17 protein-coding genes are annotated in these 21,885 nt (G+C 58.7%); 10 read left to right on the top strand and 7 right to left on the bottom strand.

The window, feature by feature from the left end; all coding sequences use genetic code 11:
- Nucleotides 1-247: 247 nt before the first annotated feature.
- Together PV407_RS19880 and PV407_RS19885 are read left to right on the top strand one after the other, a co-directional pair.
- Nucleotides 248-1,105 carry a phytanoyl-CoA dioxygenase family protein gene (locus PV407_RS19880; RefSeq protein WP_332091731.1) on the top strand — a complete coding sequence of 286 codons (858 nt, stop codon included), beginning with the start codon at nucleotides 248-250 and terminating at the stop codon, nucleotides 1,103-1,105.
- 48 nt (nucleotides 1,106-1,153) lie between these two features.
- Nucleotides 1,154-1,996: an AraC family transcriptional regulator gene (locus tag PV407_RS19885; RefSeq protein ID WP_332091732.1), complete on the top strand. Its 843-nt coding sequence runs from the start codon at nucleotides 1,154-1,156 to the stop codon at nucleotides 1,994-1,996.
- A gap of 64 nt (nucleotides 1,997-2,060) precedes the next feature.
- Here PV407_RS19885 and PV407_RS19890 read toward each other — a convergent pair whose 3' ends face one another.
- Entirely contained in the window at nucleotides 2,061-3,542 is a 1,482-nt protein-coding gene (locus PV407_RS19890) for a VanW family protein (RefSeq protein WP_332091733.1), read from the bottom strand.
- A 405-nt stretch (nucleotides 3,543-3,947) separates the two neighbouring features.
- Here PV407_RS19890 and ftsE point away from each other — a divergent pair, with 405 nt between their 5' ends.
- The 5 genes from ftsE to PV407_RS19915 all read left to right on the top strand — a co-directional run bounded on the left by ftsE (nucleotide 3,948) and on the right by PV407_RS19915 (nucleotide 9,752).
- A complete protein-coding gene (ftsE, locus tag PV407_RS19895; RefSeq protein WP_332091734.1) occupies nucleotides 3,948-4,634 on the top strand; it encodes a cell division ATP-binding protein FtsE in 687 nt (228 codons plus the stop codon).
- The gene (gene ftsX, locus PV407_RS19900) at nucleotides 4,624-5,541 is read left to right on the top strand and encodes a permease-like cell division protein FtsX (RefSeq protein WP_332091735.1); all 918 of its coding nucleotides are present in this window, start codon (nucleotides 4,624-4,626) and stop codon (nucleotides 5,539-5,541) included. The genes ftsE and ftsX overlap by 11 nt, the downstream gene beginning before the upstream one ends.
- Before the next feature lie 28 nt (nucleotides 5,542-5,569).
- On the top strand, nucleotides 5,570-6,763 hold the full coding sequence (locus PV407_RS19905) for a murein hydrolase activator EnvC family protein (protein WP_332091736.1): 1,194 nt from the start codon (nucleotides 5,570-5,572) through the stop codon (nucleotides 6,761-6,763).
- 72 nt (nucleotides 6,764-6,835) lie between these two features.
- Nucleotides 6,836-8,290 carry a S41 family peptidase gene (locus PV407_RS19910; RefSeq protein WP_332091737.1) on the top strand — a complete coding sequence of 485 codons (1,455 nt, stop codon included), beginning with the start codon at nucleotides 6,836-6,838 and terminating at the stop codon, nucleotides 8,288-8,290.
- A 163-nt stretch (nucleotides 8,291-8,453) separates the two neighbouring features.
- On the top strand, nucleotides 8,454-9,752 hold the full coding sequence (locus tag PV407_RS19915; protein ID WP_332091738.1) for a PDZ domain-containing protein: 1,299 nt from the start codon (nucleotides 8,454-8,456) through the stop codon (nucleotides 9,750-9,752).
- Nucleotides 9,753-9,803: 51 nt separating this feature from the next.
- On the opposite strand, the gene trpB is transcribed toward PV407_RS19915, so the two are convergent.
- The 3 genes from trpB to PV407_RS19930 all read right to left on the bottom strand — a co-directional run bounded on the left by trpB (nucleotide 9,804) and on the right by PV407_RS19930 (nucleotide 12,686).
- On the bottom strand, nucleotides 9,804-10,964 hold the full coding sequence (gene trpB / locus PV407_RS19920; RefSeq protein WP_332091739.1) for a tryptophan synthase subunit beta: 1,161 nt from the start codon (nucleotides 10,962-10,964) through the stop codon (nucleotides 9,804-9,806).
- A 167-nt stretch (nucleotides 10,965-11,131) separates the two neighbouring features.
- The gene (locus tag PV407_RS19925; RefSeq protein WP_332091740.1) at nucleotides 11,132-11,908 is read right to left on the bottom strand and encodes a flagellar motor protein MotB; all 777 of its coding nucleotides are present in this window, start codon (nucleotides 11,906-11,908) and stop codon (nucleotides 11,132-11,134) included.
- Nucleotides 11,892-12,686 (bottom strand): flagellar motor protein, encoded by a 795-nt coding sequence (locus tag PV407_RS19930; protein ID WP_332091741.1) that lies wholly within the window; start codon nucleotides 12,684-12,686, stop codon nucleotides 11,892-11,894. Before PV407_RS19930 ends, PV407_RS19925 begins: the two co-directional genes overlap by 17 nt.
- 159 nt (nucleotides 12,687-12,845) lie before the next feature.
- Between PV407_RS19930 and uvrB the strand changes: the two genes are divergently transcribed.
- From uvrB to PV407_RS19945, 3 genes are all read left to right on the top strand, one after another.
- The gene (uvrB, locus tag PV407_RS19935; protein ID WP_332091742.1) at nucleotides 12,846-14,840 is read left to right on the top strand and encodes an excinuclease ABC subunit UvrB; all 1,995 of its coding nucleotides are present in this window, start codon (nucleotides 12,846-12,848) and stop codon (nucleotides 14,838-14,840) included.
- Nucleotides 14,841-14,993: 153 nt separating this feature from the next.
- The gene (uvrA, locus tag PV407_RS19940; protein ID WP_332091743.1) at nucleotides 14,994-17,867 is read left to right on the top strand and encodes an excinuclease ABC subunit UvrA; all 2,874 of its coding nucleotides are present in this window, start codon (nucleotides 14,994-14,996) and stop codon (nucleotides 17,865-17,867) included.
- Between the two features lie 327 nt (nucleotides 17,868-18,194).
- Entirely contained in the window at nucleotides 18,195-18,407 is a 213-nt protein-coding gene (locus tag PV407_RS19945) for a hypothetical protein (RefSeq protein WP_332091744.1), read from the top strand.
- Nucleotides 18,408-18,475: 68 nt separating this feature from the next.
- Here PV407_RS19945 and PV407_RS19950 read toward each other — a convergent pair whose 3' ends face one another.
- The 3 genes from PV407_RS19950 to PV407_RS19960 form a co-directional block, all read right to left on the bottom strand.
- Nucleotides 18,476-19,624, bottom strand: a complete 1,149-nt coding sequence (locus PV407_RS19950) for an MBOAT family O-acyltransferase (protein ID WP_332091745.1) — start codon at nucleotides 19,622-19,624, stop codon at nucleotides 18,476-18,478.
- Nucleotides 19,625-19,731: 107 nt separating this feature from the next.
- Nucleotides 19,732-20,658 (bottom strand): hypothetical protein, encoded by a 927-nt coding sequence (locus PV407_RS19955; protein WP_332091746.1) that lies wholly within the window; start codon nucleotides 20,656-20,658, stop codon nucleotides 19,732-19,734.
- Between the two features lie 12 nt (nucleotides 20,659-20,670).
- Nucleotides 20,671-21,882: a hypothetical protein gene (locus PV407_RS19960; protein ID WP_332091747.1), complete on the bottom strand. Its 1,212-nt coding sequence runs from the start codon at nucleotides 21,880-21,882 to the stop codon at nucleotides 20,671-20,673.
- Nucleotides 21,883-21,885: the final 3 nt, after the last annotated feature.

Below are 21,885 nucleotides of genomic sequence, written 5' to 3' on the forward strand. Positions count from 1 at the left end.
TGAAAGGGCTGAAAAGTTTGCTTTCTCGTTATCTGGAACTTTGTTAACCTTTTGGAAACGCCTAGTGCGGACCCGCATGCTAGGTGTTGTGAGAGGACGGGGGTTAGCCGCCCCCTCCTACTCGATTCATTCCGTTTCGCCGGCGGACGCGCGTATACGGTTCGGGACATCGATGTACGCCATGCCCCATTTTATCCCGGGCATCGATTTAGTACGATGAAATCAATCACGGGAAGGGGGAGATCGGATGTTGAGACCTGCCGATAATCCGATGGACGTCGTGGCGGCGATGTACCGCTTCGACCAAATGGCGAAGCACCGCGTTCCGGCGCCGGAGCATGTTACGGAGGAAACGGTCCGGACGTACCGCGAGCTCGGCTACGTGGCGATCGATAACGTGCTGAACGGGGAAGAAGTCGCGGCGGCGCTGCGCGATATCGACGACGTCATCCAGGGGCGCATCGTCGGACCGAAAATCCAATGCGTTCGCGGCAAAAGCGAGCTGAAGGACGGGGGCGAATTCGCCTCGGCCCGGGAGCGCGAGCTGTGCGTGCGAAAGCTGCACAAATTTATCGACTACTGCCCGGCGCTCCATCATATTTGTTACCATCCGAAAATATGGGGCGTGCTGGAAATGGTGTTCGGCGAAACGCCGCGCTTTTGCGAAGACCAGGCGCTGCTGAAGCCGCCGTCCGCCGATGCGGGCATCGAAAAGCCGTGGCACCAGGATATGGCGTACGGCAATTTCTCGTACACGAAAATGGTCGCCGGCGTCTGGGTCGCGCTCGACGAAGCCGCTTTGGACAACGGCTGCATGCACGTCATCCCCGGCTCGCATCGAAACGGCCCGGTGCCGCACTACGCGGTGCGGGATTGGCAGCTGTGCGATACGGCCGTCGACGTGGCGAAGGACGAGGTCGTGCCGTTGAAGCCCGGAGGGCTGCTCGTCTTTTCCGGGCTGCTCCATCACGGGACGCCGCCGAATTTGTCGGATAAACGGAGAAGGGCGCTGCAGTTTCATTATGCGCCGGAGTCGGCCGTCAAAATGACGCCGGACGCCTATAAACTCGCGTTCACGAACGAAATGACGAAGGCGGAATGTTAAAGCGGGTTCGAGGTCGTTCGCGGTCGGCGGGGCGGGGAGACGATAACGATGAATCATCCGTTGGAAACGGTTACGTTCCATAGCGGGAACTCGTACGGCAAACGCATATGCGCGCCCGGCTGGCATTGGGATCACCGGACGCCGTTTCGCGATTACGACCTGTTCTATGTCGCCTCGGGCCGGGGCGCCATGACGCTCGGCGGCGAGACGTTCGAGCTGCAAAAGCGGTGCTGCGTCGTCATGCGGCCGGGCGATATGCCGAAGGCGTCGCAGGATCCGAAAAACAGGCTGACGGTGCTGTTTTTGCACTTTCGGCTGTCGGGCGCGGACGAAGCGGCGGGACCGTTTCCGTTTCCCCGATATACGCTGATCGGCGAATCGTTTCAAGCGGAAACGATGCTGAACCAGATGATGGAGCTGCTCGCGTTTCCCGTACCGCTGCAGCAGCTCGAATTCGACTGCATGATGAAGCGGTTTTTCGCCAATTTGTACCGGGTGCATTTGGCCCCGGACCAACCCGGCGGCGCTTCGGTTCGGCAAATGCAAAAAGCGCGGCGGCTGATGGCGGCGATCCGCGAACGAGGCGGAATCGGGCTCGATCTGCATGCGCTCGCCCGGGAGATGAGCATGTCGCCGCAATATATGAGCCGTCTGTTCAAGGCGAGCACGGGAGAGACGCTCAAGTCGTTTATCGCGCGGACGAAAATGCAAAGGGCCGGGGAGCTGCTCGTCCAGTCCCGCATGAGGATATCCGAGCTGGCCGAACGAATGGGCTACAGCGACGTATATGCGTTCAGCAAAAGCTTCAAGAACGTGTTTGGCGTAGCGCCGTCGCAATATTTGGCGGGCGTCCGCCTACCCGCCCCGTCGCCGCCTCCGGATCCGCGCTGACGGACGGCGTCGTCCGGGTCGCCGCTCAAGCCGCTTCCGCGCCGTACCGAAGCACGGGGCCGGTTTACCGCCCTTTCGGCAGCACCGGCCCGCTTACGCCGTCTTCGATGATGGAGCGGACGCCGCCGGGAGGGACGTCCCCGGAATCCGGAGCCCCTTCTCCGCCGCGAACGGCGATCAAGGAAGGCTGCGCCCGGTAGGTGTCTTTGGACACCCGTTCTTTGCCCGCGACGACGCCGTTTTCTTTGCGAATGCGGTACGTTTCGACCACGTAGCCGGGCTTGCCCTGCTGTACGACGGCCTGTTCGCCGGCCGCCAGCGCCGGGTTGCGCACGTATTTGACCGGAGGCTCGATCGTTTGCAGCACGATCGATTCGATCTCGTACGTCACCGATTCCGGCATCGTGCCGAACAGCTTGACGGCGACGCGGGCTCCGTCCGATTCGGTGCGAATAAGCAGGTAATGCCCGGTGTTGTTCGTGAAGGCGAAATTGATATACCCGGACGCGAACGTGGCGTCCTGACCGAGCGGCACGTAGCTGACCGGCAGCGAATGGTTGCGCCGTTCGTCGACTTGCAGGCCGGCGCGAAGGACGGCGTTGTACAGCGTCGTCGACACCTGGCAGATGCCGCCGCCGATGCCCTGCACGAGCTTGCCGTTGTAAATGACCGGCGCTTCGCGGAAGCCGAATCTCCGCTCCGTTTCGCGGATAACCGCCGCATAATCGAAACGCTGTCCCGGGGCGAGCAGCATGTCGTGAATCATGCCGGCCGTCGCCTGAATGTTATGGATGCGGCCGGGCGAGCTGCCGGGGAAGGCGGTCGAAAACTCCGCGATTTTCCGTTCCACGCCTTGCGCCTTCAGCCGTTCCGCCGTCACCTCGGGCACGAGCTCCCGCAGCGGAACCTGCACGGCCGGGGGCTGAAGCGGCGCATCGGGGGCTGTATCCGCGTTTTGGCGGAAAACCGCCTGCAGCTGAGCGTGACCGGCGGCGACCACTCGCTCGGCCAGCGCCTTCGCGTCGATCGCCATAGCCCGCTGCTCGGGCCTGTATTCGACGCGGTCGTCCTTCGTCACGACCCGCTCGGCGTTTCGGGTCGGAGGATTCAGCCGGTCCGGCCATTCGGCCGCCAGCGTTTTGCCCAAAGCTTCCTCGGACAGCCGCAGCTCGAGCGGGATGACGGCGCCGCGCATGTGCAGCCGCCGTTTCGCCTTGGACAGGCGGCTCCCGTCGAACCAATAACCGAGCAGCTCGGACAACCGCTCCTCGTCGGCGGTCAAGCCGAGCGCGCTCCACGATAGCGGCTTTTCCGCCGGCGGTTCCCCGGGCAGCTCCAGCCGGATCGCCGAGCCGTACAGCCGCGCGAGCCTGGCTTGCCACTCCAGCCGCAGCTCGCTTTCCGTCAGCCCTCCGATATTCCAATCGCCCAGCCGGACGCCGGACGGGATCGTACGCAGCCCGGAATACCACCAAAACAAGCCCCACAACGCAACCATCCCGGCGACGGCGACCGCCAACAGCCGGTTTGCCAGCCCACGGTTCATCGGAACGTTCCCCCATCTCCTGCCGAGTACAAGCGGCGATCGTTTGAACTCCTGTTTGCGTAAAACCTTCGGAAGTATGTCGAAGAGACGTCGGACAGCCTCCTCCTCTTCACTATATGCGGCGAATCGTCCCGGATTGCCATTAAACAAAAACCGTGCGAATTTGCGTTTCCCCCGGTCGTTTGTCGAAACTTTCACCCGAAAGATTATGGGGAAATGCAAAGTTTTATAGAGGATTTTCGCGCCCGGTGTCGAACTTCTATATGCTAACGAAAAATAAGCTGCTCACCTACGGACCGCTGGCAGCGCTCAGCTGTTCTTTTTTGTCGAGCGAACCTGCCCGGGCTCGCGCCTGCGTAACTTCGGAACTGTCTTAAGCGCAATTTTCAGTCAGGATGTGATCTCGTGATCGAAATGCAGGATGTATGGAAAACGTATCCCGACGGAACCCATGCATTGAAAGGCATTAACGTCAAAATCGACGCCCACGAATTTGTTTATGTGGTAGGCCCTTCCGGCGCCGGGAAATCCACATTTATGAAGCTGATATATCGCGAGGAGCGGCCGACCAAAGGCCATATTTTCGTAAACGGATTCAATCTGGAGAAGCTGAAGCAGCGCAAAATTCCGTACGTGCGCCGCAACATCGGCGTCGTCTTCCAGGACTTCAAGCTGCTGCCCAAGCTGACGGTGTACGAAAACGTCGCCTATGCGATGGAAGTGATCGAAGCCCCGAAGAAGCTGATCAAGAAACGGACGATGGAGGTGCTCGAGCTCGTCCGGTTGAAGGACAAGGCGACCTCCCTGCCGGGCCAAATGTCCGGCGGCGAGCAGCAGCGCGTCGCCATCGCCCGTGCCATCGTCAACAATCCCGCCGTCATTATCGCCGACGAACCGACCGGCAACCTCGATCCGGATACGTCCTGGGGCATCATGAAGCTGCTCGAGGAGATCAATTTTCGCGGCGCCACCATCGTCATGGCCACCCATAACAAGGAGATCGTCAATACGATCCGCAAGCGGGTCATCGCGATCGAGAAAGGCAATATCGCCCGCGACCAGCTGAGAGGAGAATACGGCTATGAGGATTAGCACCTTCGCTCGGCATTTGCGGGAAGGCGCCAAAAACGTCGCCCGCAACGGGTGGATGACGTTCGCCTCGATTAGCGCGATCTCCATTTCCTTGTTCGTTTTGGGCATTTTTCTTATGCTGGCCCTGAACGTCAATCGGCTCGCCGACCAGTTCGAAAGCCAGATCGAAATACGCGTCTATTTGGACGTCAAAGTGAACGAGCAGCAAAGGACCGCCGTTCAGAACGATATCGCCGCCATTCCCGACGTCAGAAAAGTGACGTTCGTTTCGAAAGAAGAAGGACTTACCATTTTGCGCGAAAAGATGGGGGACGAGGGCAAAGATTTGCTCGACGGCTTCGAAGGGGACAACAACCCGCTGAACGACTCGTTTACGGTCGAAGTGACCGATCCGCGGCTCGTCGGCCAGGTCGCCGAGCAGATCAAGGCGATCGACGCCCGCAACAACCCGCCCCTTTTATATAAAATCAATTACGGCAAAGGCACCGTCGAAACGTTGTTCAAAATTACCGACATCGTCCGCAATATCGGGCTCGTCTTCGTCTTGCTGCTGGCATTTACGGCGATGTTTCTCATATCGAACACGATCAAAATCACGATCGTCGCCCGCAGGCGCGAAATCGGCATCATGAAGCTCGTCGGGGCTACGAACGGATTTATCCGTTGGCCGTTTTTCATCGAAGGGGCGCTTCTCGGCCTGATCGGCTCGGCCATTCCGGTGGCGGTTCTGCTGTGGGGATATGCGGAGTTTTTGAAATATACGAAGCTCCCGCTCAGCCTGATGCTGATCCAGCTTATTCCTTTGCGCGAGCTCGTTCTGATCGTGCCGGTGCTGTTGCTCGGAATCGGCATCATGATCGGCATCTGGGGAAGCTTGTTGTCCGTCCGCAAGTTTTTGAAAGTGTAAGACGATAGGGTCAAGGAGGAGTACCGCGTTGAATGCGATTCGTAAATCGGCGATCGTCACATGCGGACTGGCTTTGCTGCTTATGTCCGCGCCAAAACTTGGGAATGCTATGACCAATGCCGAAATCGAAAAACGGCTCAGTCAAATTCAAAAAATCGAGGCCGACAACGCCAGAGAGCAGCAAAAAATCGAGAAGGAAAAGAAGGAGATCGCCGCCTTGAAAAAGCAGGAGGCGAACAATCTCGAAGATATCAAAAAACAGATCGAGGAGCAGGGCAAAAAGCTGAACGAAATCCAGCAGCAAATTTTGAACTCGAAGGAAACGGTGATGAAAACGAACGCGGAGCTGCAGGAAGCGGAGCAGCGCGTCGAGTCCCGGGACCAGCTGCTGAAGTCCAGAGTGCGGCTCATGTACACGAACGGCTTCGTTTCCTATATGGAGGTGCTGTTCGAGTCGACGAGCTTCAGCGACTTTTTGGACCGTTACCATGCGCTGCGGGCGATCGTAAGTCAGGATAAAGAGATTTTGCAGGCGAACAAACGCGACAAAGAAGCGGTCGCGCAAAAGAAAGTCCAGGTCGAGGCGGAGCTGGCGTTCGTCCAGTCGCAGTACGCCGAAAAAGAAAAAGCGCAAAACGAGATGATGCAAAAGGAGAGAGAAAAAGAAGCCGCACTGGCCCAGCTCGCGAAGCAGGAGGAGCAGTACGAGCATATCAGCGAGGAGCAGGAGGAATACGCCAGGAAGCTCGCCGAGGAAAAGTCGAAGCTGTGGGCCGAGAAACGGAAAAACGACACCAAAAACAAACCGGCCGTCGTCTACAGCGGCGGAGCGCTCAGCTGGCCGCTGCCCGGTCGTTCGACCATTTCCTCCGGCTTCGTACACCGGATCAATCCGGTTACGAAAAAAAGCGAAAACCATAAGGGCATCGACATTCCGGCGCCGGCCGGCACGGAAATTCACGCGGCCGCGCCGGGCACGGTCATTATCGCCCAATGGATGAACGGATACGGCAACACGATCGTCATCGACCACGGCGGCGGGCTGCAAACGTGGTACGGCCATGCGAAAAGCTTGGCCGTCGAGGAAGGCGCCCAGGTGAAGACGGGCGACGTCGTCTCGTATGTCGGCTCGACCGGACAGTCGACCGGAAACCATCTTCATTTCGAAGTGCGCAAAAACAGCGTCCCGGTCGATCCGATGCCGTACGTAACAGGAAAATAATTACTATTTTTTCCGGCCGCTTCATACAATACAATAGTTAGACAAGCCAGCGAAGGCGGTGAAACAAGACCGATGTTTTGGAAAGGGCGCAATTTGTATATTTTGCTCGCCTTCATTCTGCTTGCGATGTTTGCAAGCAGCGTGCTGACGCTGACGATCGTCGGACCTTTCTCGTTCGCCGAGCAAGGGAGCGGCGTATCCGGGAGCAAGCCGGGGGCGAGCGGCTTTACGCAGCAGGAGCTGAAGAAGCTGTCGACGACGTACGAGCTGATCCAGAGCCAATATTTGCACGAGGTGGACCGGACGAAATTGATCGACGGCGCGATCAGCGGCATGCTCGGCTCCTTGAACGATCCGTATACGACGTATATGGACCAGAAGGAAGCGGAGCAGTTCAACGACATGCTGAACTCGTCGTTCCAAGGAATCGGGGCGGAAGTGTCGCTCGAGGAAGGCCGGGTGAAGGTCGTTTCGCCGATCAAAGGATCGCCGGCGGAGCGGGCGGGCATTCGGACGAACGATATCATTTTGTCCGTTAACGGCGAGAAGCTGGACGGGCTGTCATTAACCGAAGCGGTGATGAAAATCCGCGGAGCGAAAGGCTCCCAGGCGAAGCTGCAGGTGATGCGCGGCGGCGCGGAACCGATCGAGATCGTCGTCGTGCGCGACGACATTCCGATCGAAACGGTGCATTCCGAAATGCTGGACGGCGGCGTCGGCAAAATCGAAGTGCGGGAATTCGTGCAGAACACCGCCAAGGCGTTCAAGGAGCAGCTGAAGGCGCTCGAGGATCAGGGGATGAAAGGGCTCGTGATCGACGTTCGGGGCGATCCGGGCGGGATGCTGCAGGCGGTCGTCGAAATGCTGGAACATTTCGTGCCGAGCGGCAAGCCGATCGTTCAGGTCGAAGACCGGACCGGCAAGCGCGAGCAAACCGTATCGAAAGGCTCGAGCAAGCCGTATCCGATCGTCGTGCTCATCAACAACGGCAGCGCGAGCGCCTCGGAAATTATGGCCGGCGCGCTGAAGGAGGCGGCCGGCGCCAAGCTGGTCGGCGAGAAGACGTACGGCAAAGGAACGGTGCAGGTGACGTACCAGCAGGAGCTGGGAGACGGCAGCAACATCAAGATGACGGTCATGAAATGGCTGACGCCGAACGGCAACTGGATACACCAGAAAGGGATCGAGCCGGACATCGCCGTCGAACAGCCGGCCTACTTCAAGGCGTCGCCGATGTCCAAAAAAACGACGCTGAAGGCGGATTCGCTCGGCGACGACGTGAAAAATTTGCAGCTGATGCTCGAGGGGCTCGGCTTGTCGCCGGGGCGGACGGACGGTTACTTCAACGACAAAACGGCGCAGGCGGTCAAGACGTTCCAAAGCCGGAACGGGCTGCCCGTTACCGGCGAAGTCGATACGAAGACGGCTCAATCGATCGAGGACGCGATCACGAAGCAAATTCGCGACCCGAAAAACGATTTGCAGCTGAAAACCGCCGTCGATACGGTGAAAAAAGCGATCCAATAAGAAGCCAGGCGGACGCCCGGTTGCGGAATCGGCTGGAAAATCGGCAGGCGCGGCAGGAATACGCCCGCGCGGCGTCGAACGAATAGGGAAGGTCTGATGCATAGTCAGCCTCCCCTTTTTGCATTTCGGGGAGTTTTTTTAAAGGATTAAAGGAGCGGGTTCGATGGAAGTCGCGGCGCAATTGGCGCACAAGGCGTTGGCGGCGTTGCTGCAGCTTGCGGCTCAGCCGTTTTATTATATCGGGATATTGTTCGTCCTGCTGCAGTACCGCAGACAAATCGTGCTGGAACGGCAGCTGTTTTCGACAAGGCTGCATTCGATGCTGGACACGGCCTGGAAGACGGTGCTTTGGGGAATCGCGGCCGGTATGGCGGCGTCGCTGGCAATGGCGTTCGTAGGCGCTACCGTGCCGTTCGGCGTCGTCATCTGGCTTTGGGTGCTGTCGGCATTGCTGGCGGTCGTCCGGATCCGGTTCGTTTGCTTGGCGTATGCGGTCGGGCTGCTCGGGGTTCTTCAAGCGATCGTTCGCGCTGTTCCGTCTTTGACCGAGCTGGAGCCGGTCGGACGAGCGATCGCGCCGCTCGAGCAGATGCCCGTGTCTTCGATGATTGCGCTCGTCGGGCTGCTCCATTTGCTCGAATCGTTTTTCGTTTACAAGCAAGGAGCCGATATGGCGATGCCCGTTTTCGTGGAGGGCAAGCGCGGCAAGGCGATCGGCGGCTACCAGCTGCAGCAGTTTTGGCCGGTGCCGCTTTTGCTGCTCGTGCCGACCGGGGGCGGGGCGGCGGGAGCGGCGCTGCCGTGGACTCCGCTGCTCGGAGGAGACATTTGGTCGGCGGGGTGGACGTTCGCGGCGCTGCCGGTCATGCTCGGCTTCGCCGATTTGACGACGACCCTGCTGCCCGCCGCCAAGGCGAAACGCAGCGCGAGCCGGCTTGCCGCTTACTCGATTGCCGTATTGGCGCTGGCGGCGCTCGTCGAATGGCGGCCGGGATTCGCGCTCGCCGCTTCGGCCGCCGTCGTCGTCCTGCACGAGGCGCTCGCGTTTTGGAGCAAACGGGAGGAAACCTCGCTTCCGCCCTACTATGTGCACGGCGAGCAAGGACTTAAAATATTGGGCGTGCTTCCGGACAGCCCGGCCAAAGAAATGGGGCTGCTCCCCGGGGAAATCATTCATAAGGCGAACGGCGTCCGCATACGGACGAAGGAACAGCTCCATGAGGCTCTGAGCGCGAACGGAGCGTTCTGCAAGCTCGAAGTGATCAATACGGACGGGCACAGCAAGTTCGTGCAGCGGGCGCTGTTCGCGGGGGAACACCACCTGCTCGGCGTCCTGCTGGCTCCCGACGAGAAGGCGATGTACGTGCTGGAGCAGCGTAACGTTCACTGGTTTACGGCGGCCCGGCGGCGCAAGCAGACGGTTCCCGCCGGCGGCGAGTCGGGGCGGACGGTATCGTCGTGAACGCGAAACAAAAAACTTCCGGATCGCGGGTCGGCGGTCCGGAAGTTTTTATTACTTGTTCAGCATATGGAACACTTGCTCCACGTCTTTATCCCCGCGGCCGGACAAATTGACGATGAGGATTTGCTCCTTCGTCATGGCCGGCGCGAGCTTTTTCGCGTACGCCACCGCGTGGGCGCTTTCCAGGGCGGGAATAATGCCTTCCGTGCGGGAAAGCTCCTGGAACGCCTCGAGCACTTCCTCGTTCGTTACCGTTACGTATTCCGCTCGACCCGTCGTCTTCAAGTAGCTGTGCTCGGGGCCGATGCCCGGATAATCGAGGCCGGCGGCGATCGAATACGTCGGCTTCGGATTGCCCTCCTCATCGAGCAGCACCAAACATTTGAACCCGTGGAGGAGGCCCGGCACGCCTTGCGTCAAAGTCGGCGCCTGGTCCGGCTCCACGCCGATCAGACGGACGGATGGCTCGTCCAAATAATGGGCGAAAGCGCCGATGGCGTTGCTGCCTCCTCCGACGCAGGCCAAAACCGCGTCCGGAAGCCGGCCTTCCTTCTCCAAAATTTGCCGCTTCGATTCTTCGCTGACGATCGATTGGAAATGTTTCACCATCGTCGGAAACGGGTGCGGTCCTACGGCCGAGCCCAGCAAATAAAACGTGTGCTTGTAGTTTTGGACCAAATCGTTCAGCGCCTCGTCGACCGCGTCTTTCAGACGGCCTTGGCCTTTCGCGACCGGCACGACCTTGGCCCCGAGCAGCTCCATCCGGAATACGTTGAGCGCCTGGCGGCGCGTATCTTCCGCGCCCATGTAAATGATGCACTCCATGTCGAACATGGCGCAGGCGGTCGCCGTCGCGACGCCGTGCTGGCCGGCACCGGTCTCGGCGATGATCCGTTTCGCCCCCATCCGTTTCGCGAGCAATATTTGACCGATCACGTTATTGATTTTGTGGGCGCCGGTATGATTGAGGTCTTCGCGCTTCAAATAAATTTTGGCCCCGCCCCAGCGGGACGTCAGCTGCCTGGCGTAAGTGAGCGGGTTTTCGCGGCCGACATATTCGCGCAAATAGTAACGGAATTCCTCGTTGAAGTCCGCGTCGTCCTTATATTTGTAAAATTGCTCGCCCAAGTAGTCCAGTACTTCCTGCAGGTCGGGCGGCACGAAGCTGCCTCCGAATTCGCCGAAATACCCTTGCAGCGATTGTTCGCTCATCTCGTTCTACCTCCATAGCCGTTGTCATGAAGCTGCCGCTTCACTGCTTGGTTTCATCATACAACGATTCGCAGGCGGGCGCTACCGAGAAATGCTCGTGCGAAGGGCGGTTTAAAGGAACCGGGGAACGGAATAGGCAAGCGACATGCGGCTATTTCGGCCATACGCTACTGAGGCGGCTCGCCGCGCAGCACGACGATTTCGACGCGGCGGTTTTTTTGCCGGTTCGCTTCCGAATCGTTGGGCGCGACCGGCTTCGTATCGGCGTACGCCGAGGAAATGAACGTCGCCGGCTCGAGCTTGGCGCTATTCACGAAATAGCGGATGACGGAAACGGAGCGCGCTTGCGACAGCCCCCAGTTGTCTTGGTACAGCGAGCCGGTCGCCAGCGGCAAGTCGTCCGTATGCCCTTCGATGCCGACTTTGGCGTTCAGCTTCGGGAACAGGCTGGCCAGCTTTTCCAGGACGGGATAGGCGCCAGGCTTCAGATCGGCTTTGCCGAGGTCGAACAGAAACAGGTCGTTCAACGTAATCGCGATGCCCCGCGACGTATCTTTGGCGGAAACCTGGCCTTCCAAGCGCTGCTCCGCGATATATTCGCGGACGACCTTGAGCAGGTTTTGCAGCTCTTCTTCTTTTTGGTTCCTGGCTTCGCGCTCGGCGTCGTTTTCCGCCGACTGCCGCTCCCGAACGGCCGGGTCCGGGCTTTCCCGGGGAATCGCTTCGCCCATAATGCCGGCGCCTTTCGGAACGATCGACGGACCGTCGGCGAACTGGAGTTGCAGCGCCTGGGCCAGCGACTCGTACTTGGCGACGTCGACTTTGCTCATCGCGTACATGATGACGAAGAAGATCATCAGCAGCGTAATAAGATCGGCGTACGTAATCAGCCAGCGCTCGCTCGATTGATGGGAAACGTCCTTCGCTTTACGTCTTCTCGCCATCGTCGTCCGCGTCCTTTCCGCCATCCGCGCGAGCCTCGACCTGCAGAAACGATTTCAGCTTTTTCTCGATCAGCTTCGGATTTTCCCCGGCCTGCAGCGACAGGATGCCTTCGAGGATCATGTCCATCTCGGCGATCAGCTCTTCGCCGCGGGCTTTGATTTTGCTGGCGATGGGCAAATAGACGATGTTGGCGCTGGCGACGCCGTACAGCGTGGCCGTAAACGCGACGGCGATCGCCCCCGCGAGCGATTCCGGATCGGAGATGTTGCTGAGCACGTGAATGAGCCCCATGACGGTGCCGATAATGCCCATCGTCGGGGCGTAGCCTCCGGCCGATTCGAACAGCTTGGCGTAGCCGGCGTATATTTTTTCTTTCGCTTCGATTTCGACCTCCAGCATGCTGCGGAGCAGCTCGGGGTCGGTGCCGTCGACGACCATTTGCAAGCCGTCCCTCAAAAACGGATTCGGATGCTGCTGAACGCGTTCTTCGAGCGCCAGCACCCCTTCGCGGCGGGCGACGACCGCCATGTCGACCAATTCCGCGATGCAGCCGTTCGGGTCCGCCTTCGATTCCCGGAACGCGAGACCGAGCGCTTTCGGAATTTGCTTCAATTGCGACTTCGGAAAGCTGACGATGACCGCCCCGAACGTTCCCCCGAATACGATGATGGCCGCCGTATAGACGAGCAGCCCGCTAATGTGCCCGTCGTCGAGCAGAAAACCGCCGACAAGCGCAGCAAGGCCGAGCGCGATGCCAAGCAGCGTCGTTATATCCATTGCAGCGAACCCACACCCTTTGTTTGAAAATTTGCAACATTTCGGGAAACGCGGTATAATGATGAGAACAAACATTCGGTAATCTCCGCATGTCCTACCTTAATATCGGTCTGAGTCCGACGAACCAATAGAGACGAAAGACCCAAGAAGAGGTTAAATATGAGCGATATCGTGCTTCAGAACAAACCGTTTCAGCTTGTATCCGATTTTCAGCCGCAAGGCGACCAGCCGAGGGCGATCGAGGAGCTGTACCAGGGCGTAATGGAAGGCAAGCGGTATCAGACGCTGCTCGGCGCGACCGGCACCGGGAAGACGTTCACCGCCGCCCAACTGATCGCGAAGTTGAACCGGCCGACCCTCGTCATCGCCCACAACAAGACGCTCGCCGCCCAGCTGTGCAGCGAGTTCCAGGAATTTTTCCCGAACAACGCCGTATCGTATTTCGTCAGTTACTACGATTACTACCAGCCCGAAGCATACATTCCGTCCAGCGATACGTACATCGAGAAAGATTCCAGCATCAACGAAGAAATCGACAAGCTTCGTCACTCCGCCACGAGCTCGCTGTTCGAGCGGAGAGACGTCATTGTCGTCGCCAGCGTATCGTGCATTTACGGTCTCGGTTCCCCGATGGAGTACCGCAACCTCGTGCTGTCGCTGCGTACCGGGATGGAGCGTCCGCGCAACGAAATTTTGCACAAGCTGGTGGACATCCAGTACCAGCGCAACGATCTGAACTTCGTGCGCGGCACGTTCCGCGTGCGCGGCGACGTCGTCGAAATTTTCCCGGCTTCCCGGGGCGAGCAGGCGATTCGCGTCGAGCTGTTCGGCGACGAAATCGAGCGCATAACGGAAATCGACGTGCTGACCGGGGAAATTCTCGGCGAACGCGACCACGTGGCGATTTTCCCGGCGTCGCACTTCGTGACGCACGAAGATACGATGAAGCGGGCGCTCGTCGACATCGAGCGGGAGCTGGAGGAGAGGCTTGCCGAGCTGCGCGCCGCGGGCAAGCTGCTGGAAGCGCAGCGGCTCGAGCAGCGCACCCGGTACGACCTGGAAATGATGCACGAGATGGGCTTCTGTTCCGGCATCGAAAACTATTCGGGACCGCTGACGTTCCGCGAGCGCGGAGCGACCCCATATACGCTGTTCGACTACTTCCCGGACGACATGCTCGTCATCGTCGACGAATCGCACCAGACGCTTCCGCAAATCCGCGCCATGTACAACGGCGACCGGGCGCGGAAGGAAGTGCTCGTCGAGCACGGCTTCCGTCTGCCGTCGGCGCTCGACAACCGGCCGCTCCGGTTCGAGGAGTTCGAGCAGAAGGTGAAACAGGCGATCTTCATCTCGGCGACGCCGGGACCGTACGAGATCGAGCATTGTCCGAAGATGGTCGAGCAAATCATCCGGCCGACCGGTCTCGTCGACCCGATTATCGAGGTGCGACCGACAAAAGGGCAGATCGACGATCTGGTCGGGGAAATCAACGAACGGCTGGCGAAAGACGAGCGCGTGCTCGTCACGACGCTGACGAAGAAGATGGCCGAAGATTTGACCGACTATTTGAAGGAGCTCGGCATCAAGGTGCGCTATTTGCACTCGGACGTGAAGACGTTCGAGCGGATGCAAATTTTGCGCGACTTGCGGCTCGGAACGTTCCACGTCCTCGTCGGCATCAACCTGCTGCGCGAAGGGCTCGACTTGCCCGAAGTATCGCTCGTCGCCATTCTGGACGCCGACAAGGAAGGGTTTCTGCGCGCGGAACGGTCGCTTATCCAGACGATCGGCCGGGCGGCGCGGAACGCGAACGGCCGCGTCATCATGTACGGCGACAAGCGGACCGAATCGATGGACCGGGCCATCTCCGAAACGGAGCGCCGCCGGGCGATACAGCTCGCATTCAACGAGAAGCACGGCATAACGCCCCAAACGGTGCAGAAGCGGGTTCGCGACGTCATCGAGGCGACGAAGGTCGCGGAGCAGAAGGCCGATTATTTGGCAGGGGTCAAAGCCGAGAAGATGTCGAAGAAAGATCGCGCATCGCTGATCGAACGGCTCGAGGCGGAGATGAAGGAAGCGGCGAAGAGCTTGCAGTTCGAGCGGGCCGCCGAGCTTCGCGACGCGATTTTGGAACTGAAGGCGGAATGACGAAAACGCCGGCCGCTTGACGATGCTCGACAAGCGGTCTGCTTTCGCGCGCACAGCGCGCATGATATGATGGGAGCATAGCTTTCGGGATCGAAAACGACGAAAGCGGTGCGATACAGGAACGTACGCTTCACCCGGAAAGGATGGTCTAAAGTGGCTCAAGACCGTATTGTCATTAAAGGAGCGCGAGCTCATAATCTGAAAAATATCGATGTGACGATTCCGCGCGACAAGTTCGTCGTCTTGACCGGTTTAAGCGGCTCGGGCAAATCGTCCCTCGCCTTCGATACGATATACGCGGAAGGCCAGCGCCGGTACGTCGAATCGCTGTCCGCGTACGCCAGACAATTTCTCGGCCAGATGGACAAGCCCGACGTCGACTCGATCGAGGGCCTGTCTCCGGCGATTTCGATCGACCAGAAGACGACGAGCCGCAACCCGCGTTCCACGGTCGGCACGGTTACGGAAATATACGATTACCTTCGGCTCATGTTCGCCCGGATCGGCCGTCCGCATTGTCCCGACCACGGCATCGAGATCACGTCGCAGACGGTCGAGCAGATGGTCGACCGGATTATGGAGTATCCCGAGCGGACGCGGCTGCAAATCCTCGCGCCGATCGTCTCGGGACGCAAGGGCGAGCATGCGAAGCTGCTGGCCGACGTGCAGAAGCAGGGCTTCGTCCGGGTGCGCATCAACGGCGAAATTCGCGACCTGTCGGAAAAAATCGAGCTGGAGAAAAACAAGAAGCATTCGATCGAGGTCGTTGTCGACCGAATCGTCGTCAAGGACGACATTCACGCCCGGCTCGCCGATTCGCTGGAAACGGCGCTGAAGCTGGCCGACGGGCGCATTATCGTCGACGTGATGGACAAGGAGGAGCTGCTGTTCAACCAGAAGCTCGCCTGTCCGGAATGCGGCTTCAGCATCGAAGAGCTGGCGCCGCGCATGTTTTCGTTCAACAGCCCGTTCGGCGCTTGCCCGGATTGCGACGGCTTGGGCGCGAAAATGATCGTCGATCCGGAGCTGCTCGTGCCGAATCAGTCGCTGACGATCGAGGACGGCGCGTTCGAAGCGTGGGCGGGGAGCACGTCCAATTACTACCCGCAATTTTTGGCCGCCGTCTGCGAGCATTACGGCATTCCGACGAACGTGCCGGTATCCGAGCTGAGCGCCGAGCATATGAAAAAGATTTTGTACGGCACCGGCGGCGAGAAGATCAAGTTCCGCTACGAGAACGATTTCGGCTTTACGAAGGAAGCGCTCGTCCCGTTCGAAGGGATCGTGCGCAACCTGGAGCGCCGCTACCGGGAAACGGGCTCGGACGGCATTCGGGAGCATATCGAGCAATATATGAGCGCGAAGCCTTGCCAAGGGTGCAAAGGCCAGCGGCTGAAGCGGGAGAGTCTCGCGGTTACCGTCTCCGGCAAAAATATGGCGTTCGTCACGAGCTTGTCGATCGGCGAGGCGGCGAAGTTTTTCAGCGAGATCGAGCTTACGGAGAAGGAACGGACGATCGCTAACCTCGTGCTGAAAGAGATCGAATCGCGTCTCGGCTTTCTCGTCAACGTCGGGCTCGACTATTTGACGCTGAACCGTTCGGCCGGAACGCTCTCCGGCGGCGAAGCGCAGCGCATTCGATTGGCGACGCAGATCGGATCGAGCTTGATGGGCGTCCTGTACATTTTGGACGAGCCGAGCATCGGGCTGCATCAGCGGGATAACGACCGGCTTATCCAGACGCTTACGCATATGCGCGACCTCGGCAATACGCTGATCGTCGTCGAGCACGACGAGGATACGATGCTGGCGGCCGATTATTTGATCGACATCGGACCGGGAGCGGGCATCCACGGCGGACGGATCGTGGCGCAGGGCACGCCGCAGGAAGTGATGCAGGACTCGAATTCGCTGACCGGACAATATTTGAGCGGCAAAAAGTTCATTCCCGTTCCGAGCCCGCGCCGAAAGCCGAACGGCAAGTGGCTGGAGGTCAAAGGGGCGAAAGAAAACAATTTGCGGAACGTAAGCGTCAAAATTCCGCTCGGCGTGCTTACGTGCGTAACCGGCGTATCCGGCTCGGGCAAAAGCACGCTGATCAACGAAATCCTGTACAAGGCGCTCGCCCGCGATTTGAACAAGGCGAAGACGCGTCCCGGCGAGCATAAAGAAATCGCCGGACTCGAGCATGTCGAGAAAGTGATCGACATCGACCAATCGCCGATCGGCCGGACGCCGCGCTCCAATCCGGCTACGTATACCGGCGTGTTCGACGATATTCGCGACCTGTACGCCTCGACGACGGAAGCGAAGGTGCGGGGCTACAAGAAAGGCCGGTTCAGCTTCAACATCAAGGGCGGACGATGCGAAGCGTGCAGCGGCGACGGCATTATCAAGATCGAAATGCACTTCCTGCCGGACGTATACGTGCCTTGCGAAGTGTGCAAAGGCAAAAGGTACAATCGCGAAACGCTCGACATCAAGTACAAAGGGAAAAACATCGCCGAAGTGCTGGAGCTGACGATCGAGGACGGGTGCGAGTTTTTCCAAAACGTGCCGCGCATTCACCGGAAGCTGCAAACGCTGCTCGACGTCGGCCTCGGCTATATGAAGCTCGGCCAACCGGCCACGACGCTGTCCGGGGGCGAAGCGCAGCGGGTGAAGCTGGCCGCGGAGCTGTATCGGCGCAACACGGGCAAAACGATCTATATTTTGGACGAGCCGACGACGGGGCTGCACATCCACGATATCGACCGGCTGCTGCACGTGCTGCACCGGCTCGTCGACAACGGCGAAACGGTGCTCATTATCGAGCATAATCTGGACGTGATCAAGACGGCCGATTATTTGATCGACCTCGGTCCCGAAGGGGGCAACCGCGGAGGGACGATCGTGGCGACCGGCACGCCGGAGCAAGTGGTGAAAGTCGCCGAATCGTATACCGGGAAATATTTGAAGCCGATTTTGGAGCGCGATCTGGCCAGAACCGAGCAGCTGGAGAAGGAGCGCGAAAACGCCGTCGTTTGACGGCCGATGCGCGACCCTGCGTCCGCAAAAGACGATAAAAACCTCCGATCCGCTCGCCATAGGGCGAAATCGGAGGTTTCCGGCTTGCGGCCGTTATAAATCTTAGTAAAAATGGACATCTTATACGTGCGGCTGACGATACGGAGCGATCCCGATTTCAAGCTTGTACAGCAAAAAAACGTGACAAACTTGTTAACATTAAAAAATATGCTTGCAACGGCCCCCCCGGGCACGATAACATAGATAAAGATGAGTCTATACAGCGAATAGGAGACGATAGAACCAATATTCGCTCATGCGATGTTTACCTTAAGGAGGTCCCCGAAAATGTTTTTGGCAGAAGAAGCTGCTGCGACCACGGCATCCAACTTCCATACGTTCGATCTTTTCATGATTTTGTTTACGATCCTGCTGGTCGTCGCCGTCATAAGGTCGATTTCGGCATCGGTAAAAAATAAATTCGCGATCGGGTTCAGCGCTTTCAGCCTTTTCATCTTCCTCATCTTGGACGTGTATATGATCAAAGGGTGGATGGGTTAAACCGCCATCTACATATGAAACGGCAACCCCCCTTGCGGTAGCAAGGGGGGTTTTTTGCCGCCGTCCGGTTACCAGTTCAGCAGCCCTTTATAGATACGCAGGACGACGTCCGTATTCCCGCTATAGACGATGACGGCGAACGTGACGAGCAACTGGGTGAGCAGGCAGCGGGCGAAAAAATACGGGCGCGACACTTTTTTCCGGTTCACGAGCGATAAGTGCAGCAAGCTTTCCAGCGCCATCAGCACCCCGTGGTAGACGCCCCACAGCAAGTACAGCCAGGTGAATCCGTGCCACAAGCCGATCAACACCATGATGAGCACCGAAAGGCCCGCAGCCGCCCAGCGCGTCGTCAATCGGCGCGAAAAAATCATGAAAATATGGTCGCGGAACCAGTCCCCGAGCGTCGCGTGCCAGTTGCGCCAATACTGCGTGAGGGTGGGCGACAGAAACGGCTGCTTGAAGTTTTCCGGAATCGTGTAGCCCATCAGCCGGCCGAATCCGATGGCGATATCGGAATAGCCGGAAAAATCGAAATAGATGAGAGCATAAAACCAGACCATCAAAAACAAGCTGTGATACGCCCGGAGCTCGAGATCCAGCACGTCGTGGAAAACGGCGGTCATCCCGGCGACCAATACGACTTTTTTGAACAAGCCGAGAACGATCCGCTTGATGCCGGCCTCGAAGTCGGCTGCCGACACCGTATACGGCTTCTTGCTGTCCGCTATAAAATCGCGGAATTTCAGGATCGGTCCGGACGTGAACGTAGGAATGAACAGCAAGTAATTGACGAAATCGAGCAGCGGCGCCTTGCCTTCCTTGCCGACGTAGAAGGCGAAATAGTAGGCGTCGATCACCTTGAGCACCGTGTAAATGAGGCCGAACAAATAAATCGCATCGAACGCGGGATGCTCGAACACGTTCATGTCCAGCAGCCGGAGGCCGGCAACGGCCGCCACGTTCAGCACGATCGCCGCGCCGAACAACTGCCTGCGCCATCGAGCGGCGTAACAGAGCAGGGCGTAGCCCAAATAGTTGACGAGCACGTAGACGGCCGAGAACAAGAACAGCTTCCGGCTGAACAAATACAGGAAGCATAAGTTAAACAAGAGCACGAGTATTCGTTTGTTGTGCGGCCAGCGCCGCGTCAGCATCAGCACGACGACCATGCCGAGCAGAGCGGCCAAGGCGTGCAGGTTCAACAAGTAAGACATGAGCGGGCTCCTTTTGAATTGGGCGAGCGGTCAAAAGCCTTCGTAAATGAACAGGCCTTGGCCCGTAAAGCAAACGGCGACGAGGGCGAGCATGATCGCATAGACGATCACCTCCGCGGCTTTTCGAAGGAAAGCAGCCATCGGTCCACCTCCGCGGTAAATTTGGGCGCTCCGGTTTCCTGGTTCAGATGGACGAGATCGTGAAATTCGTCCGGCCGGAACGTGTCCGACAAGTCGAGAACGGGGATCGAATTCGCCTGAAGCGTGCCGCCGACGCGCTCCTTCAGCGGCTTCCAATACGGCGGCTGCGGATAAGCCGGATCGGGGTTGAGCGGCATCCAGACGACCTTCAGCGAAAGCCCCCGCCGCTTCGCGTCATCGATCACCCAGTCCAGCGCGTCGAGATTGTTCGCCATATCGCTCAGCGTCATCCAGTTGTAATCCGCTTCGTAGCGCTGCCAATCTTTCAGCAGCCGGTCGGCGGGCTCGCGCCCGAAATAAAGCTCCTTGTCGATCCAGCGGGGCTCGTACGCGGCGAAGTCGAGCTTTCCTCGCTTCGCCGCCGTCCATGCGTTGCGCAGCCATTCCTTGCCCGCATCCTGGAAATAGTCGCGGTAATGGAACAAGTACGGACTGTACCACGGTCTCGACCAGGGGAAGCGCGGATCGGTTTGCATCTTGTCGAGCATCGTATGGACGTCGATGCCGATGACGAGCTGCTCCTCGGGCTCGTACAAGCCGCGCCGCAATATTTCCCGCAGGTCGGTTATTTTTCCGTACGCCATCCCCATCTCCACCAGCGGACGCTGCGCCTTCCGCTCCATATAAGCCCCGGTAACGGCCGAATTGCCAAAAAAAACGGGACCGGAGCGATCCCAATCGTGATGAAACAACGTTTTCGTAAAATCGTCCTTTTCGAACCGTCTGGAGTTCGTCATCGGGTCGACCCGTGCGACGAACGCATCGATCAGCAAGAACACGATGACGAGCATCAGCACGAAGCCGTTTTTTCTCACATACGTCCAAAATGTCACGCGAATCAAACCTTATCTCGATTTTGTTTGCCACGCCTTGTACTGCTCGCGGAAAGCGGCCGGCCATCCGTCCTCGCTCAGGCCGAATTGGGCCAGGAAGGCGAATACCCAGCGCTCCAGCCCGAAGCCGACGCAGCCGGTCGTAGCCGGACGTTTGCCCGTCTTGATGTCGAACGCCGTGCCGAAGGCGGTGCTGTGGAAGTTGACCGAGCTGCAGGCGATCGATTTATCGATATACGGAATCGTCAGCCTCATTTCGTACTTCATTTCCTGGTTGCGCTGGAACGAAGCTTTCACTTGAAAATCGTTCGTGAAAAACGGGTCGTTCGCATTTTCGATCAGGCAGTCGATGTCCCATTCGCGGGCCAACTCTTTCAGATGCTCGACCGCTTTCAGCCGGTTTTCGCGGACGAACTCCGGCTTGCCGACGAAAATGATTTCGCGCATGCTGAAATCGAGCAGCCGGCCGAAGTCGGCATGGTTTTTCGATTCGTAGCGGTGGCATTTCGCGACCGCGGTCGCCACGATGCCGTCGCCGTCGAGCGTTTCGCCCTGCAGCCCTTCATAGCAGTGGTAGCAGGTCGAAGGGTTCATGGCGAAGCGCGGCTTCGGCATCGTACGGTTCAGATCGAGCGGCGCCTCGTCCTTCCAGCCGCCCGCCTCCCGGATCGAATCGGAGAACGATTCGATGACGTCCAGATCGTCCCGCAGGTGGTTCAAGAAATGAAGGTGCTCCGGGAACGAGGTGAAATGGTTCGTCTTGTCGAGCGTGGACAGATGGATGACCGCCGGATACGATTCTTCCTTGGCGCCGAACGCATTCGCGATCCGCTGCACGAACGTGTCGTCGAAAAAGCGCAGCAGACTGGAGAACGGCTCGCGGAAAATGAACAAGCCCGGCTCGAGCACTTTGATCGTCTTCGCGGAGACCAAATCGGCGATAATATCGCCCCGGTACGGCATGCTCCCGCGATGCTCGAACAAAATATGCTCCTTGAAGCCGAAATCGCCCTTCGAAAACCGTTCGATCAGCTTTTCGACCCCTGCGGCGATTTTGGCGTCTCCGTCCGGATCATGGTGAACGATCGTCACGGTTCCGCCCTCCAGGCGAATGTCGTCGATATGCTCGCTGACGAAAGCGGAGGCGTATTTCAGCTGGCCGTGCTGGTTCGGATCGAGCCGCTCCAGTGAGATAACGCAAGTTGTCCGGTTGTCGGTATTCATCGG

The sequence above is a fragment of the Paenibacillus sp. GYB003 genome (assembly GCF_036577625.1).
In the GTDB taxonomy this organism is placed as follows: domain Bacteria; phylum Bacillota; class Bacilli; order Paenibacillales; family NBRC-103111; genus Paenibacillus_AB.